Source organism: Streptomyces anulatus (assembly GCF_014650675.1).
Taxonomy (GTDB): Bacteria; Actinomycetota; Actinomycetes; order Streptomycetales; family Streptomycetaceae; genus Streptomyces; species Streptomyces anulatus.
In genome coordinates this window covers 79,522-95,579 of the sequence record NZ_BMVK01000023.1, presented here as the reverse complement: position 1 = coordinate 95,579, position 16,058 = coordinate 79,522, and the positions used below count along the sequence as shown (strand labels likewise).

The 16,058-nt window shown below is 70.2% G+C and carries 13 protein-coding genes; 7 read left to right on the top strand and 6 right to left on the bottom strand.

The features are described 5' to 3' along the window. Window positions 1-228: 228 nt before the first annotated feature. Window positions 229-1,779: an RICIN domain-containing protein gene (locus tag IE272_RS35455; RefSeq protein ID WP_190009782.1), complete on the bottom strand. Its 1,551-nt coding sequence runs from the start codon at window positions 1,777-1,779 to the stop codon at window positions 229-231. Window positions 1,780-2,063: 284 nt separating this feature from the next. Here IE272_RS35455 and IE272_RS39190 point away from each other — a divergent pair, with 284 nt between their 5' ends. Next, the gene (locus IE272_RS39190) at window positions 2,064-2,195 is read left to right on the top strand and encodes a hypothetical protein (protein WP_268254213.1); all 132 of its coding nucleotides are present in this window, start codon (window positions 2,064-2,066) and stop codon (window positions 2,193-2,195) included. Window positions 2,196-2,459: 264 nt separating this feature from the next. Here IE272_RS39190 and mobF read toward each other — a convergent pair whose 3' ends face one another. Continuing rightward, the gene (gene mobF, locus IE272_RS35450; RefSeq protein WP_190009779.1) at window positions 2,460-4,370 is read right to left on the bottom strand and encodes a MobF family relaxase; all 1,911 of its coding nucleotides are present in this window, start codon (window positions 4,368-4,370) and stop codon (window positions 2,460-2,462) included. Between the two features lie 346 nt (window positions 4,371-4,716). On the opposite strand from mobF, the gene IE272_RS35445 reads away from it, so the two are divergent. From IE272_RS35445 to IE272_RS35420, 6 genes are all read left to right on the top strand, one after another. Then, window positions 4,717-5,019, top strand: coding sequence for a hypothetical protein (locus tag IE272_RS35445; RefSeq protein ID WP_190009777.1), 303 nt, complete (start codon window positions 4,717-4,719; stop codon window positions 5,017-5,019). A gap of 726 nt (window positions 5,020-5,745) precedes the next feature. Beyond that, window positions 5,746-6,030, top strand: coding sequence for a hypothetical protein (locus IE272_RS35440; protein WP_190009775.1), 285 nt, complete (start codon window positions 5,746-5,748; stop codon window positions 6,028-6,030). 199 nt (window positions 6,031-6,229) lie between these two features. Further along, window positions 6,230-6,706 (top strand): hypothetical protein, encoded by a 477-nt coding sequence (locus tag IE272_RS35435; RefSeq protein ID WP_190009773.1) that lies wholly within the window; start codon window positions 6,230-6,232, stop codon window positions 6,704-6,706. A gap of 440 nt (window positions 6,707-7,146) precedes the next feature. Then, window positions 7,147-7,955, top strand: a protein-coding gene (locus IE272_RS35430; RefSeq protein ID WP_190009771.1) for an IS5 family transposase whose coding sequence is annotated in 2 segments (ribosomal slippage) — window positions 7,147-7,486 and window positions 7,486-7,955 — 810 coding nt in all. Because the reading frame shifts where the segments join, the coding sequence is not laid out codon by codon here. 842 nt (window positions 7,956-8,797) lie between these two features. Next, the gene (locus IE272_RS35425) at window positions 8,798-9,187 is read left to right on the top strand and encodes a DUF6281 family protein (protein WP_056702863.1); all 390 of its coding nucleotides are present in this window, start codon (window positions 8,798-8,800) and stop codon (window positions 9,185-9,187) included. A gap of 293 nt (window positions 9,188-9,480) precedes the next feature. After that, window positions 9,481-9,789, top strand: coding sequence for a hypothetical protein (locus IE272_RS35420; RefSeq protein WP_229897962.1), 309 nt, complete (start codon window positions 9,481-9,483; stop codon window positions 9,787-9,789). On the opposite strand, the gene IE272_RS35415 is transcribed toward IE272_RS35420, so the two are convergent. The 4 genes from IE272_RS35415 to IE272_RS35400 all read right to left on the bottom strand — a co-directional run bounded on the left by IE272_RS35415 (window position 9,783) and on the right by IE272_RS35400 (window position 15,927). Further along, a protein-coding gene (locus IE272_RS35415; protein ID WP_190009767.1) for an IS5 family transposase occupies window positions 9,783-10,606 on the bottom strand; the annotation gives its coding sequence in 2 pieces (ribosomal slippage) (window positions 9,783-10,267 and window positions 10,267-10,606; 825 coding nt in all). The two genes, IE272_RS35420 and IE272_RS35415, sit on opposite strands and share 7 nt — an antisense overlap. A 76-nt stretch (window positions 10,607-10,682) precedes the next feature. After that, the gene (locus IE272_RS35410; RefSeq protein WP_190009765.1) at window positions 10,683-11,207 is read right to left on the bottom strand and encodes a hypothetical protein; all 525 of its coding nucleotides are present in this window, start codon (window positions 11,205-11,207) and stop codon (window positions 10,683-10,685) included. 257 nt (window positions 11,208-11,464) lie between these two features. Continuing rightward, complete coding sequence (locus IE272_RS35405; protein WP_190009763.1) at window positions 11,465-12,484, bottom strand: DNA polymerase Y family protein; 1,020 nt, start codon at window positions 12,482-12,484, stop codon at window positions 11,465-11,467. Further along, window positions 12,481-15,927 (bottom strand): DNA polymerase III subunit alpha, encoded by a 3,447-nt coding sequence (locus tag IE272_RS35400; protein WP_190009761.1) that lies wholly within the window; start codon window positions 15,925-15,927, stop codon window positions 12,481-12,483. The genes IE272_RS35405 and IE272_RS35400 overlap by 4 nt, the downstream gene beginning before the upstream one ends. Between the last annotated feature and the right edge of the window lie 131 nt (window positions 15,928-16,058).

The following is a 16,058-nucleotide window of genomic DNA, read 5'->3' as shown; positions in this document are numbered from 1 at the left end:
TGTAGGTGCCTGCATCCAGTCTGAAACGCTCTTTGCTTGGTTGCAGCTGTCGAAGGCCTCAGGGCGTTGCCGTCACGTCGCCCGCCCTGAGGTCTTCACCTTCACGTCCGGTCACCGAGAAGCGCGACACCGATGAACAGGCCCGTACAGGCACGCACGCCTGACCTCCAGACCTTCCAGTTCCTCACGGGCAGCACCGGTCTCCGAACCTCGCCGGTGACAGGGCGGTCAGAAGGGACGAACCCAACCCTGGGCGTTCGCGCTGCCCGGTGTCTGGGCGACGGCCGGGGAGTCCTGGTCGATGCCGGTGGTGGTGAGGACCAGACCGGTCTGCGGGTTGGTGAACCGGTAGGTGCCCTTGCTCCGGGCGACGGTCCACTTCTGGTGGGCGTCTGTCGCGTTGAAGGGTTTCGCGGTCACCGCGCCGCCACTGGATGTCGGGGCGGTGAGGGTCAGGGGCTGGGCGCAGTTGTCGGAGATCCGCACGGTGCCGTCCGCGTTGGTCTCGAACTTCCAGTGCGACGAGTAGTAGGCCGGGGCGTACTTGGCGATGCGGACGTTCGCCGGGGCTGTGGCTGTGCAGCCGCCGACGCGCTCCAGGCCCCACCGGCCGCCGTTGCTGAGTCCGTGGGCCTTGCCGTCGCCGGCGGGGCTGGGGCCGTAATCGACGGCGCTCCGGGAGACGAGGAGGAGCGCCATGCCGGTGGTGGACAGGCCGGCGTTCGGGCGGGTGGTGTTGAAGTACTGCGAGAAGGTGGTCGGCTTGTGGGCGGCAACGGCGTTGAGGGTTGTTCCCCAGTCGCTATCGATCAGGCGCCAGAGGCGCAGGAGTGAGCCGGCGACGTTTCCCTGGACCTGGTCGCCGACTTCCCATCCGGGGCCGTACTGGATGGGGACGTACACACCATTGGGGTGGACGTAGTCGTAGTCGTTGAGCACGTAGGCAGCTGTGGCGTCCGCGAAGCCCTCGGTCCAGGCGCAGGTCTCGGAGCTGGCCTTGTCGATGTAGTGCGGGTTGCAGTTGTCCACGGCCGGCCACACGCCGTTGTAGAGGCGGTGCAGGAGGAAATGGCCGGCCTCGTGGAGGATGGTGTGCTTGGAGTCGGCGGCTTCGCCGTCCAGGTGGACGGTGTTGGCCCAGGAGATGTACTCGGCGGAGGTGTCGCCGTCTCTGACGTGGATATCAAGCCGGGTGCAGGCGCTGTTGTCGGGCTCTCTGGCGACCCAGCAGTTGCTCACTGGATTCTCGCGCTTGCGCCACAGGTCGTAGACGGTGTCGAGTGCGTGCCAGCCCCGGCCCGCGAGACCCGTGGCGATGACCGTGGGAAGGGGATGGTTGCCGCCGCCGACGTCGGTCAGGGTCTTTGAGTCCTGGGTGAAGTAGGCGCTGTTGTCGTAGTCGATGACTCGCCAGAGCCGGCGGCTCTCCGACCAGACCCTCACCCAGATCTTGTTCATCGTGACGGTCGTGGTGGGGGTGTAGCAGAGGTTGTAGGTGCCGTCGTCGGAGGTGAGCTGGGAGACGCCGAGCCAGCGCGGGGTGTCGCTGCTCTTCTCAGCTCCCCACAGTTCGGCGTTGGCGGCGCGGACGTACTTGGTGAAGGTGGGCTTCGTTGTTCCGGCTTCGGCGGATCTGTAGGCGTAGCTGAAAGTGCCCTGGAGGCAGACCGGTGTCGCTGCCGTCGCCGCCGTGGCGGTGAAGGGAATGAGCGCCACAGCGATGAGGAAGGCCGTTACGAGGGTGATGACCGGATGGGCTAGGCGTAAGCGGAGGGCCATGGAAGCCTTTCTGGAAGGGTGACAATCCGGACCCGGAGACCAGCGAGGGCAGTGCGGAGGCGGAGAGCATGCTTCTGCCATATGCCGCCGGTCGCCCAGTCGACTCATCATCGGGACTCGGTTCCCCGGACGGCAGAGCGTGCAGAAGCACGGCCAGGCGCGTGGGAGCGCGGCGACACCGGAGCGAGGTACCGGGGGCGTTAGAGGCCGCCGATCACAAAGCTCCCTCCACACACGCATGCTGACGGCCAGCCCGTGCTGCCCCGAGCTGAAACACGCCCTTCGTGATCGACGACGTCAAGCGCACCCGGACCGTCGACCGGTCGGTGGCCGCGATCCTGCTCGACGCCCTCGCCGAACACCCCGTGTGGCCCCAGCTGCGCCACCACCGCAACCCACCAGCACTCGGCTCCTGAGCCCAGCCGTCTCCTGCTGGACAAGCTGTCCTCGAAAAAGGGGCGGCTTGCCCAAACTCCCCGGGGCCGCGCAGCTACCCGCGACGCCTGAACAGACCCCGGGCTGCAGCGTCGGGGCAAGCATGAGGTCTCCGTGCTCGAAGGGAGCGGTCCCCCGCACCCTCGCTGCTCCTCGGTGAGCTCGGCGGTGGCGGACCGGTTGCGTCCCGGCGTCTGGCCCGGTGGCTTCGCCGCCCGTCCCGCCCGGCGGGCCCAGGCGGGCTGTCACGGCTGGAAGCCCTGGCCTTGGTCCTGGCCGGGCTGCCGGTGCTGCTGCTCGCGCTCTTGGCGGTGCCGGTCGACCGGACGGCCCGGGTCAGCAGACGGGTCCTGGCCGTCCTCGATGGCGCGGCGGCGGGCGTTGGCCGCGCGGGTGATGGCAGCGAGCCGTTCCAGGTTCTCCGGTGTGCGCAGCCACGTCGCCGGGTCGGTCGTGCGGCCTCCTAGGTACACGTCGGGCATCGCGGCCTGTTGGTGGGCGTGGACGGCGGCCGACCGGTGCGCCGGTGTGAGGGCGGCGTCCCGGCCCGGGCGGTCGACGGAGTGCGGTGGGGCTGACGCCGGGTCTTGGTGCTGGTCGTCGGTGTTCGCGGCGGCCGACGTCGTCGCGGCCGGGGCGTCGTCCTGCTGGGCGGGCGGGATGGGGGCGGTTCGGATCGCGTTGCGTACGGCGAGGCTGGCGACCCGGGCCCGCTCGTACCGGCTCGACTCCCGGGGCGGCTTGCCGTCGGTGCCGGCGATCCACCACCGGTCGGGCTCGGCAAAGCCGGCGGCGTAGAAGAGCTGGTCGGCGGCCGGGGTCGGTCGGCCGGGCTGGACAACGGTGGACTGACGGGCGTGGGCGGCCAGGGCGAGGCCTGCAATGTAGTCGTCCAGGCCGCGGGTGAACTCCTGACCGCGCAGGGTCTCCAGGAGATGCCGGCGGGCTTCGGCCAGGACATGGCGGCGGGCGAACTTACCTCGGACGGTGGAGACAACCGCGGCGACATCGACCGCAGCGAGCACCGTGTCCACGTGCGGATCGACCCGGGCCCGGATCGCCGCTCCCGCCGTACGGCAGCGCTGAACGAGACCGTCGACCATCCGCTTGCCGAACTTCAGCACCGCGGACGCTCGCCACCACGCGAGCAGCTGCTCCAGCGAGCGCGGGGTCTTCTTCTCAGGGCGGGTGTCCTGCGCCGCCTGCCACCCCAGTCCGTGGCAGGCACTCTCGCCGGGCAGCCGCCCGTGCTCCTGCGCGTACGTGTAGGTGAGGCCCTCCAGGACGTCCTCGATCCGCCGGCGACGGGTCGAGGACCAGTCGATGAGCTCGGAGTCGACACCGGCTATCTCCATCACCGGGCGCAGGCCCGGCGTCACCTCCCTCGGTACCGTCGCGAACCCCAGCTCTTCGCACACCTCGGTCGTCATCGTCAGGGTGTAGAGCGTCCCGGCGGCCACCACGTACTGGTAGAGGCGGTAGGTATCCACCGCGCCCCACACCGGGTCGCCGTCAGCGTCCCTGCGCTGCACGCGGTTCAGGACGAGGCAGTGGTCGTGCAGGAGCGGGAATCCGTCCCGGTTGTCGAAGTGCCGGAACACGGCGACCACGAGGGCCGGTGTCTTCGCGCGGCCGCGGCCCGAGGACCAACGGGTCTGAGCGACCTCGTCCTCGATCCAGCGCAGCGCCTGGGCGACGGCCCGCTCGTGGGCCCGCTCGATGACCCGGCGCGTCGTGGCGTCTCCCAGCCCCCACAACACGATCAGGGACGCCTGCGGCCGGAAGGTGAAGTCGAGCGCGAGCAGGGGTGTCTGCTTGCGGGCCTCGATCTCCTCGATCGGCTGCCCGAGCACGGTCGCCTGCCGCGCGGCGGCCGGATCGACACCGTCGTCCAGGAGGTGCTGCTCGATCCGGTCGGCGTCGGGGTGCCGCCCCTGCCCGAACAGCAGCTCCAACTGCCGCTCGGACACCTCCGCACCCTCCATCAGCCCGAGCCCGGCCAACCCACGCCCCAACCACCTCCCGGGCGGGAGGCCGGCCGTCTCCTGGGCGCCCTTCAACGACTGTCCGACCGGACGCTGACCGTCCCCGTACGCGACTCCGCGCACGTAGTACCGCCACGCGTTCCGCCTCTGCACCTTCGCCACACTCAGCATCCCGGCAGCCAACACCGGCTCTGAACTGGGCAAAAAGCCGATCCCGTGGGGCAGGAGAGTTCACCGGAACTTCACGGCCGATCCCGTACGGCGGGCGTTCCCGGAGACGTCGTGCCCGCCCGGCGGGCACCACCAGGGCCATGTAAATGCTGCGCGGCACCCAGTCACACACGCCTCACACGCCTCACACGCCCCGAAGTTCGACAGCAGACGCCTCTACCGCCACAACGCGTACACCTACGGACCGCTCCCCCACCCACCGGCCAAGAACGCCGCGCCCTACACGACGTCACCGACTCTCCGCCCCTGGCCGCGCCGGGGGCTTCGTGCTTCCTGGAGGACCGACGTGCCGACCTACGAGACCCTGCCTCGCTTCACCCGCGACCTGAAACACCTCACCCCGGAAGAACACCGCCGATTCCGCCAGACCGTGGCGGCCTTCGTCAACGACCTGCGCACCGGCCGCTTCCGCCCCGGCCTTCGCATCAAACGCGTACAGCGGTCCACCAACGTCTACGAGATCACCTGGTCCATGGGCTCCGGCCCCGCAGGACGCGCCACCTGGCAGTACGGGCCCGAGATCCACCCCGGCACCCCCCACGTGATCTGGCGCCGCATCGGCACCCACGACATCCTCACCGGCCCATGACTCCGGAGCAGGGCGTCGCAGTATCGCCGCTCCCTGTCGCTCAAAGTGCGGGACCGGCGGCGAAGAACCGGGCTCCGCCTCGGCGATGGCCTCGTGCACCCGCTGGCAGGTGGACGCGGGTTACGAGTCGAGCGAGGCGAGGCGGGCGGCAAATCCTTCGTCGTCGGCCACGCCCGGAGACCGGGGCCGGTGGCGCCTCAGTCAAGGAGCAACGCGGCCGGGGCCGGGGCGCGAGCGGACAAGGGGTGCTGCCGGATGCGCCTGTGAGGCATTCGGCCCTCTAACAGATCTACGGGAGATGCAAGGCCCGGACCGGGTGGTCCGGGCCTTCGCCATGCCGCCGGGAAATCCCCTGCCCGCCAGTGCTGTCCACCGGCGCCCGGGCGGCCCCAGGGGGTGAAGACACCGCTTCCGAACCAGGCCGAGACGTAAGCACCCGCGACCTGTCACGGTCCCGCCCGCATCAACGAACTCCCGTTGGAGGACATTCCCATGAGCACCCACCAGGCACCCGGGGCAGTGAACGAGCCGACCGGGCCTACGCTGAACGAGACGACCGGTCCTACGCTGGTCGCAACGCCACCCTGGGCCCGGGTCGAGACCCCACAGGGACGCTCTCACGCAGAGAGCAGCAGCAGGACCGCCGACCGCGCGGCACACACCCCCGCGGACGACACCACGCAGGTGTCCGCCGTCCTCGACCCTCCTGCTCAAGGGAGCAGCATCATGACCCGGGACAACGTTCCCAACCCCGCCCAGCCGTCCACATCGGTGCCCGCCCAGCCGCCGTCCGATGCCGTACCGGTCCAGCCGGCGGACCCCGCGCCCGCCGTGCGGCAGGCGGCCATTGGCGCCGGGGTGCCCGCCGCGATAGTCCAAGGCGTTGCCCAGGGCGCGGCCCAGGGCGCGTCGCGGACGTTCCTGGCCCGTCTGACGGAAGAGTTCCTCGCCGACCCGCCCGACTGGGTCAGAACGCTGGGGAGCTTCGTCAGGGGGCTGTGGCAGGGGTAGCCGAGGCCGGGCGGGGTTTCCCCGCCCGGCCTTTCCGCGATCCGGCCTCGGAGCGGGGCACCGGGGCGGTGGCGTTGTTCCGCGTACGAGTCGCCCCCCGTCCGGGGGCGGTTGCGACCGGGCCGTCTCTCCCCATGGGCACGCCGAAATCTTCGGCCGCTGTCCACAGGGGTGGCGTTCGAGGCTGTCGGGAGTCGTCGTGATCCGCACGGTGGCCATCCCCGAGGAGGCCACCATGCCGTACCTGATCCCGCCCCGTACGCCGCTCACCCCGGAGCAGGTGGAGCGCGGCTTCGACTACCTCCTGGCGCTCCGGATGGGTGGCGGCGCCGCTGTCGCCGGGCGGGCGGAAGCGGGCCCGGAGCTGGTGTTCGTCCTGCTGCGGCTGGCCGAGGACATCATCTGGCCCGTCACGGCCGTCGACGAGGCGACCACCGATCCGTGCGCGGACTCCTTCGCGCTGGACGAGGTCGGGTGCGTGCTGCTGTCCGCGCTGCGGGACTGGGCGCGCGACTCGCCCACCACGGCGGTGCCCGGCATTGCCCGCAGCATCATCCGCTTCGTCGAGAACGTCGTCCCCGACCCCGGCCACCGCGGAGACACCCGCGCCACTCTGGAGACGATGCGCGACGAACATCTGGCTCCGGCGTACCCGGTGCGTTTCTCCTTGACCTGAGCTGAGGTCAAGGAGAAACGCACCGGGTGGATACGCGGCCCGCTCCCATCGATGGCGTCCACTCCCGGACGGTGGACTCCACTCGGTGGAGTGGGCATGGGGCGCCGTCGGTGCGCGCCACCGCACCGGGCGCGCCACCGGGTCCACTCAGTGACCGGCCTCGCGGCTGCGGTGCGGTCCCGGAGCGGATGGTGCGCCAGTTGATCCTTTCCCGGCGCACCGGGCGCTCCACGTCGGTGTCGCCCGGTGCGGTGTGGCGGTCCGCGCGGAGCCGAACCTGGTCAAGGGGTCGGCCACCGGGAATGGAGACAGAACAGGGTGACGCGTAGGGGAGTGGAACCCACCGGGTGGAACCCGCGACACCCGCCTTACTGATCGTTTCAGAATGAGTTAAGCCGCAGGTCTTGTGCTCGGCGATCTTGGTCGGCAGGGTGTCCGGAGTGCGTGCTGATCTTGTTCCTGACGACCTGTGGAAACGGGTAGCCCCGCTGCTGCCGTCCGCTCCCGAGCGGCGCCGCCGCTACCCCGGGCGGCTGCGGGTTCCCGACCGAACGGCACTCGCCGGCGTCCTGTACGTGCTGCGGACCGGTGTCGCATGGCGTGACGTCCCCGCCGAGACCGTGGGCTGCTCCGGGGTGACGGCCTGGCGCCGGCTGCGGGACTGGACCGAGGCCGGTGTCTGGCCACGCCTGCACGCCGCCCTGCTGGCCGAGCTTCGCCGCGCCGACCTGCTGGACCTGGACGACTGCGCCGTGGACGGATCTAACGTCCGCGCCCTCAAAGGGGGGATCACGTCGGCCCCTCACCCGTCGACCGCGCCCGCCCCGGCTCCAAGCACCACCTGATCGTCGACCGCCACGGAACCCCGCTCGCCGTGACGCTGACCGGCGGCAACCGGCACGACGTCACCCAGCTCCTGCCCCTGCTCGACGCCGTCCCGCCGATCCGGGGACTGCGGGGACGCCCCCGCCGTAAACCCCGCCGCCTGTACGCGGACCGGGGCTACGACTTCGACAAGTACCGCCGCCTGCTGTGGAAGCGTGGCATCAAGCCGCTGATCGCACGACGCGGAGTCGCCCATGGTTCCGGACTGGGCAAGGTGCGCTGGGTCGTCGAGCGCGCCTTCGCCTGGCTGCACCAGTTCAAACGGCTCCGCACCCGCTACGAACGGCGCGCCGATCTCCACCAGGGCCTGCTCGAACTGGCCTGCAGCCTCATCTGCCTCCGCCGCCTGCGAACCTCATCCTGAAACGATCAGTAAGCCGCGCCCTCAGGGGCGGAATCCGTCGGCACCGATCCGCGCCGACGGATTCCGCGAGCACCTGAGGTCGCATCCACGTGTCGGCTCGCGCGAAGAAGGCCGGCTCGCCTGGCGGCAGCCGCGGGCGGGAAGGTACGGGCCTCCGCGCAGCCGACGCCGGGCTGGCCGGCACCGTCTGCGCCGCCGAGGGCCGAACCAACCGTCAAGGGGTCTCCGCCGCAGGTGGGTTGGCCGTTTTCACTCGTTCGTGTCGGCAGGCCGTTCGGCGGGCGGCGAAGGAAACGTGAGGATCATCACGCTCCACGGATCCCCCTGTCGACGACATGTCACGCGAAGCCCACTGTTACCCCAGGTCAGAACCCATGCACCACGCGTAACATCACTACACTCCGGGGTTAGTTGATCTCTGAACGTAATATTCGTGCGGGTGCGCATGCGCGTTCGGCGGATTCGGCCGGTTGAGTGATCCGTGACGGCACCTCAAAGCCGGAACCATCCAGCCTCAACGAAGAGGATCCATGACCGACGACGTACGCGAGGCCCGCGATGCTGGTGCACGAAAGATCTGGCCTGCTCCTGGTCAGCGACAAGGACGTTCCCTGGAAGACCTTCGAGCAGTCACTGCCCGAGCAGGGCGTCATGCCGGTGCGGCCGTCGAGGAAGAAGTAACGCTGCGGCCCGACGAGCCTCAACACGGCGGACGCGCTGTCGAGTGCGTCGCTGTCCGCTTCACCCGGCGCGAGCTGGCCTTGGCTGCGGCGTCCTGGCACAACTTCCAGACCTGCCAGGCTGTCAGCCGCTCAGGAAAGATTCGTTTAGGAGGCAGAACGATGTTCGCCAAGCACTGCGTGCGCACGCTGATGGTCGCGCTTGTCCTATACGGCGCCACCGCTTGCGGATCCGACGGCGGGACGAGTACGCAGAAGTCGTCGTCCTGCGCCCGGTTCTTCACCTTCGAGGGCAGGGAGTACCGGGACGTCGGGGATTTCCCCGTCGAAGCCGGTAGGCGTGTCGGCACAGCCGTCCAGCCCGCGTGCGATCAGCACGGGGCGGACGGGGAGAAAAGAGGGCCGGACAAGGCGGCCTACGAGGTGAAGGGCGTCACGGCGGACGTGGCGATCGCGGTGGGCGACGATCCGGACGACGTGGAGATCTTCGTGTCCTACGACGGGACGGAGCTTCCTCCGGAGGTGCAGAGGCTGGAAGAAGCCTCGCGGTAGGCGGAACGCGGCGCGCTACCCCGGTTCCCGGCTCGCACCCGGGTTGATTTCGACCAGGCGATTATAGCCATCGCGCAAACGCCGTATCCTGGCAGTCATCCTGGAGATGAAGGAACGGGCCGCCAACCGGAAGAAGAAGGGCAGGGAAGGCCTCTGGGGACGTGGAGGGCGGTCGCACCGGCGGCAAACACGGCGCAGCCCACGCCTTACTGATCGTTTCAGAATGACTTGGCCAGACAGTTGTGCACTGCGAAGATGCGACTTCGACTGGGCGGTCGAGAATGGGGCGAGTCGTGACGCAGTGGCAGCTCTTGCAGGGGAACTTCTTGCTCGGTGAGCTCAGCGAGTACGGCTGTGACCAGCCGTTCTTCCTGGCGCGCTTCACTCCGGGGCCAGGCTGGGAGAGCGTGAGGGCCTTGTTCGAGGCATGGGCGGCTCTCAGGGGCCCGGACCCAGACGGCTCTCGCACCGTCGCCGTGGTGAAGCCGCTGAGGGACCTGGAGCTCACGCTGGCACCGGTCGGCGGCGGGCAACCTTTGCTGCAGGTCTTCAAGAACTGCACGCTGCGCATCGACGGGGCTGAGGCCCGCCTCCGCTACTGACCCGGCGAGCGGCGACTCTGCTGGAGTCTTCGTAGGCAGATCACGCTGCAGGCCAGTTCGAGAAAGCCCTGATGGAGGTCGGCGCGTCGCTCGTAGCGGATGCGGAGCCGTTTGAACTGGTGCAGCCAGGCGAATGCGCGCTCGACCACCCAACGCACCTTGCCCAACCCAGAACCGTGGGCGACGCCGCGTCGGGCGATCATCGGCTTGATCCCGCGCTTCCACAGCCGGCGGCGGTACTTGTCGTAGTCGTAACCCCGGTCGGCGTATAGGCGTTGGGGCTTGCGTCGTGGGCGTCCCCGCAGGCCGCGGATCGGTGGGACTGCGTCCAGCAGCGGCAGCAGCTGAGTGACGTCGTGACGGTTTCCGCCGGTGAGAGTGACGGCCAGCGGGGTGCCGTGGCGGTCGACGATCACATGGTGCTTGGAGCCGGGGCGGGCGCGATCGACAGGCGAAGGGCCGACGTGATCCCCCCCCTGAGGGCCCGGACATGTGAGCCGTCGATGGCGCAGTCGTCCAGGTCCAGCAGGTCCGCTTGCCGCAACTCAGCCAGCAGAGCGGCGTGCAGGCGGGGCCACACGCCAGCCTCGGTCCAGTCCCGCAGCCGACGCCACGCCGTCACTCCGGAGCAGCCCACAGTCTCGGCCGGAACGTCCCGCCAGGCCACACCAGTCCGCAGTACGTACATCACACCCGCGAGCGCCGCCCGGTCCGGCACGCGCAGACGTCCGGGGTATCGATGACGACGCTCGGCGACGGGCGGCAGCAGCGGAGCCACGCGCTCCCAAAGACCATCTGGAACAAGATCAGCACGCACCCGCACAGCCTGCCGATCAAGATCACCAGGCGCAAGATCGTGGGCTCAACTCATTTTGAAACGATCAGTTAGGGCTCTACCCGGGGGTGTTGAACTCATTCGGCGCGAGGGGGCGTTCGTAACGGCCGTCGGTCCAGTTGTAGAGCCATTCCTTGCGGACCACGGCCTTGGAAGCCCACGGAAACAGGCCCTCGACCAGGCCCAGGACCCGCTCCGCTATCGCGTCCAGGACCCGGTTGAACTCGGTCGCGCGGATACTCCGGAAGCCGGTGGGGACCTCGAACTCGAAGCTGATCCGCATCGCCTTCGGAGTACCGGGCCCCACCTCGTCGACGGTGTCCTCATCAGGCACCAGCTCGGCCTTGCCGTCGGCAAGGAGGTACTCCTGGCGCCGGTCGGTCCACGGGTACACCCACTCCCCGCGGACGAAAGCCTTCCCCGCCGCCGGGAAGTCTTCCGCGACCAGCCCCAGGACCCGCTCGGTGATCGTGTCCAGCGCCCGGTCCACCCTGGCGCCGTGGATGTTGCGCCGTACCGCCCGCGGGACATGGAACTCGAAGCCGATGCGCAGGGCCCGCGGCGTGCCCTCAGTTTCCGACATGTGAAACCCCCTTCATTGGTTCCACCAGACTAGCCATCTTTGGTGAGGAGGTGAGGTTTTCACGAAATCTGAGCAAGTTCGTGAGATTGAGTGCTGTCGGTGCCGCCGGGAAACTCGGCAGGGTGATCCGCGGTGCCACATGCATGGTGGTCTGTGCTGGACGCGGCGAGCCGCTTCACCGTCCGGTGGCCCCGCTCACCCGCGCGCGGCCGGCCGTCTGACTCCGGTGGCCATGGCGCGCCTTCGGAGACTGCAGTTCACCCGGTCCGGGGGAAGGCCGATGCGGCTCCGGTGATGCCGGGGCCGTAGCGGATTGCGGTTCTGTCGAGTGCAGCTTCAAGGTGGCGGAGCTTCTCGTCACGGTGGTCGAAGGTGAGCTGGTGGGCTGAGTCCTCGGCGGGCCGCAGGCGTTCTGCTCGCAGGGCGAGTGTGCGGACGCGGGCGCGTTGGAGGCCGAGGCTGGTGAGGAGTTCGCGGGCGGTGGTGGCCAGGGCGGGGGTGTGGGCGGTCGCCTCGGTGAGGGTGCGGCTGCGGGTGGTCTGGGTGCGGTCGGCGTAGGTGACGGTGAGCGTGAGCGCCTGGGTGATCTCGCCGCTGGTGCGCAGCCGGGCGCCGAGCTCCTGGACGAGGCGGAGGACGGTTCGGTGGTGCTGGTCGGGGTCGAGTTCGTCGCGGTCGAAGCGGTGGCCGACGCTCATGGCCTTGGGTGCGGCGCCCGGGACGACGGGGCGCTCGTCGATGCCGTGCGCAAGCTCGTGGGCCTGGCGTGCGGCCCCGGTCCCGAGGATGCGCTGAAGGGTGGGGAGCTGGGTGTCGGCAATGTCGGCGACGGTGGTGATGCCGTAGCGGGCGAGCGTCCGGGCGGTCTTGGGTCCGATGCCCGGCAGGGCGGCGGTCGGCTTGGTGCGGAGGAACGCGGCGATCTCGTACGGGTCGTCGCGGATCACCGTGGCGGCGCCGGGCGGGGTGACGTCCGCGGCCATGGCCGCGATGGAGCGCGTGGGGCCGGCACCGGCTGAGCTTTGGACGCCGTGGAGCGCGAGCAGGCGCAGGCGGAGCACGGCGACCAGGCCCTCGACGTCGCGGCCCCAGTACGTGAGGGCGCCGGTGAGGTCGACGCAGGCGGACCAGTCGGCGGGCAGGGGTTCGACGCGGGAGCTGATCCCGTCGAGGACGATGAGCAGCTGTCCGTACAGCTCTTCGCTCCGCTCGGCGGGATGGAAGTGGATCCGCAGGATCGCGCGGGTCCGTCGCGGGGAGGCGGGTTTCGCATTCATCCGGCGCTCCCTTGGCTCTTGTGCCCGAAGCGGGTGAGGTCGGCCGACCGGGTCCCGGCGGGCTGGAGGTCGCTCCAGGGGTGCAGGCGGGCGCCCGCGGTGCCGTCGGGGATCGTCCGCCCGGGGCCGGGCTGGGCGGGTGTGGGCGCGGGGGCCTGGCCGAGGAGGTCGAGGACGGCCTGGGGTCCGTGCGTGGCGCGGGCGGTGGCGAGTTCGTCGAGGTCCCAGGCCATCTCGCCGACCACGGTGCGCCGGGGGCCGCGGGCTTCGACGGTGCCGCGGACGAGGAGCAGGCCGTGGTGGAAGACGGTGTGGGCGCACCGTTCGTGGGAGTCCTCGAAGAAGGCGAGGTCGACGAGTCCGGAGCCGTCTTCGAGGGTGACGAAGATGATGCGCTTCCCCGACGCGGTGGGCGGGGTCTGGGTGGAGGCGCGGACGCCGGCGACGAGGACGCGCTGTCCGGGGTGCATCGCGCGCAGGTGCTTGGCGTCGGTGGCGCCGATCTCTCGCAGCAGCCGGTGGTGGTCCTCCATCAGGTGCCGGGAGACGTCGATCTTGAGGACGCCGAGCTCGGCGTCGAGTCGTTCTCGGGCGGTCATCTCCCGCAGCCGGGAGGAGCCCGCGGTGTGCGAGGTGGTGGCGAGCGGGATCTGGCCGGGCCCGGGGCGGGTGCGGGCCTGGCGGTGGAGTTCGGTCGCCTGCAGCAGCAGGTCCCGCCGGGTCGAGGAGCCCTTGAGCGGGTCGAGGGCGCCGATGCTGATGAGGCGTTCGACGGTGGGGAGTTTGGGGTGGGCGCGGGCGTAGAAGTCCTGGAGGGAGGTGTAGGGCTGGCCCTCGGTGATCCGGGTGACCTCGTCGTCGGAGATGCCGTGCACCGTGGACAGGGAGATCCGCACGCCCCACCCGGATCCGGTCCGCTCGACGGCGTACTGCGCCTTCGAGGTGTTGATGTCGACGGGCAGGACGGGGACGTCGTGGCGGCGGGCGTCGGCGACGATGACCCGGGCCGGCCACATCCCCGGGTCGTGCTCCAGCAGCCCCGCGTACAGGGCAGCAGGGTGATGCGCCTTGAGCCACGCGGACTGCAGCGCCGGCACCGCGAAAGCGACGGCATGCGCTCTACAGAATCCATAGCTGCCGAACGAGGCAACGATGTCCCAGACGTCGTCCAGCACCGTCGGGCTGTAGCCGCGGGCACCGGCCAGTTGTCGGAACCACGCCTCGACCTTGGGCAGGCGCTGTTCGTTACTGAGGGCGCGGCGGGCGACTTCGGCCAGGGCGCGGTCGCAGCCGGTCATGACCGCGAGGATGTCGATGATCTGCTCGTGCCAGATCGTCACCCCGTACGTGTCGCGCAGGACCGGCTCCAGATCGGGGTGCGGGTAGGTGGGTGTGGCACCGCGGCGGGCGGCGATGTAGAGGGCGGGCATCCCGCCCTGCACGGGACCCGGGCGGAACAGCGAGATATCGGCGATGACGTCCTGCGGATCACGGGGTTGGAGCCGGCCGACCAGGTCCTGCTGGCCGGGCGACTCCAGCTGGAACATGCCGACCGTGTCGGAGTTCTGGATGAGAGCGAAGGCGAAGCGGTCGTCCAGCGGGACGTGGTCGGGGTTGTCGAGGTCGATCGCCCGGCCGGTCGTACGGCGGATCTCGGTGACGGCGTGCGCCATCGCGGACTGCATCCGCACCCCGAGCACGTCCAGCTTGAGGAGGCCCATGTCCTCGACGTCCTCCTTGTCGGCCTGGACCATCGGGTACTCGCCCCCGGGGGTCGGCTGGACTGGCAGCCGGTCCAGGAGGGTCGTGTTGGAGAGGATCACTCCGCACGGGTGCATCGCGATCCCGCGCGGCAGCGCGTCCAGCCCTTCGGCGAGCTCCCACAGCGGCCCGTACCGCCCGGCCTCGGCAGCGAGCTCCCGGAGTTCGGGCAGTTCGGTGAGGGCGGAGCGGATGTCGCAGGCGCGGATGTGGGGGAAGGATTTCGCGATCCGGTCGACGGTGGCGGGGCCGATCCCGAGCGCGAGGCCGGTGTCCCGCAGGGCGTGCCGGGCGCGGTAGGTCTCGGGCATGCCGGTGACCGCGACCCGCTCCCGCCCGAAGCGGTCGATGATCCGGTCGTAGACCTCCAGACGGCGCGCGGACTCGACGTCGATGTCGATGTCCGGCAGCGAGGAGCGCCGCTCGGACAGGAACCGTTCGAAGAGCAGGTGGTGCTGCAGCGGGTTCGCGGTGGCGACGAAGAGGCTGTGGTTGACCATGGAGCCGGCTCCGGAGCCGCGGGCGGCGACCCGGATGCCCATGTCCCGCACATCGGCGACGACCTGGGCCACGGCGAGGAAGTACGGCTCGTAGTGCAGGCGGCCGATGGTCCCGAGCTCGTAGTCGAGCTGCTCCATCGCCCTTCGGTCACGGTCGAGACCGCGGGCGGTCATGCCGCTCTCGCATCGCTGCCGCAGCAGCCGCATCGCCCCGTCCGGCCCCGGTTCGGCGCCGACCACGGACGGCTCGGGGAAATGCGGTACGCCGAGACCGAGGTCCCGGACCGGGTCGACCTCGCACGCGTCCGCGACCGCGATGGTGTCGGCGATCAGCTTCACGGCGCGGGACGGGTCGGCCCCGGCGGCGGCCGCCACCCGCCCGGCGATCTCGGTCATCGCGGGCCCGTCCTTGAGCCAGCGCTCCCCGCAGTCCAGCCGGCGCCGGTCGACGGGCCGCAGCAGCCGGGCAGCGTCCAGCACGTCCGCGACCCGGTGCTGGACCGCATCCGCGTACCGAACGGCGTTCGTCAGCACCGCCGGAATGCCGAGGCGGTCGGCGAGCGCCATGGTGTGCGCGGCGAGACGGACCGACCCCGGGCCGGTGCCGGACAGGCCCCAGCACACGACCTCCAGCCGCAGCCCGCCCCCGACGACCCGCTGCCAGGGTGCGAGGAGCCGCTCGGCGACGTCCGCACGACCGGCGGCGAGGGCCCGCAGTGGTTCCGACGCGGGGCCGAGCAGCACCATCAGGCCGTCGTCGGCGTACTGGGCGAGCATCTCCCACGACGCGGTCGGCGGCCCGCCTGCGGGGAAGGCTTCGGCGTGCGCGGCGGACACCATCCGGCACAACCGCGCCCAACCCTGCGCGTTCCGGGCCAGGAACGTCGCCCGGAACGGTGCTTCCGCCACGTGCGCGCCGCCGCGCACGGGGGTGCGGCGGCGGACTTCGGCGGGCGGAACGTGCGGGGCTACGCCCAGATCGACGCCGAACACCGGCTTCACCCCGGCTGCCGCAGCGGCCTTCGCGAAGCGCACCGTGCCGGTGACCATGTCGCGGTCGGTCAGCGCCACCGTCCCGATCCCGCGCTCGGCGGCCCGGGCGATGAGGTCACGCGGATGCGAGGCACCGTAGCGGGCCGAAAACCCACTACTGACATGCAGATGAGGGACATCTCCTCGCATGACACCCTCCGCCTAAATGCCCCCAAAGTGGTACTAGTCAACCTACCTACACTTCGACTGTATCGAACATTAATTCGAACATGCGAGTTCGAGGCGTCGCGGTTTCAGCCACTCGCGTGTGCTGCTGTGAC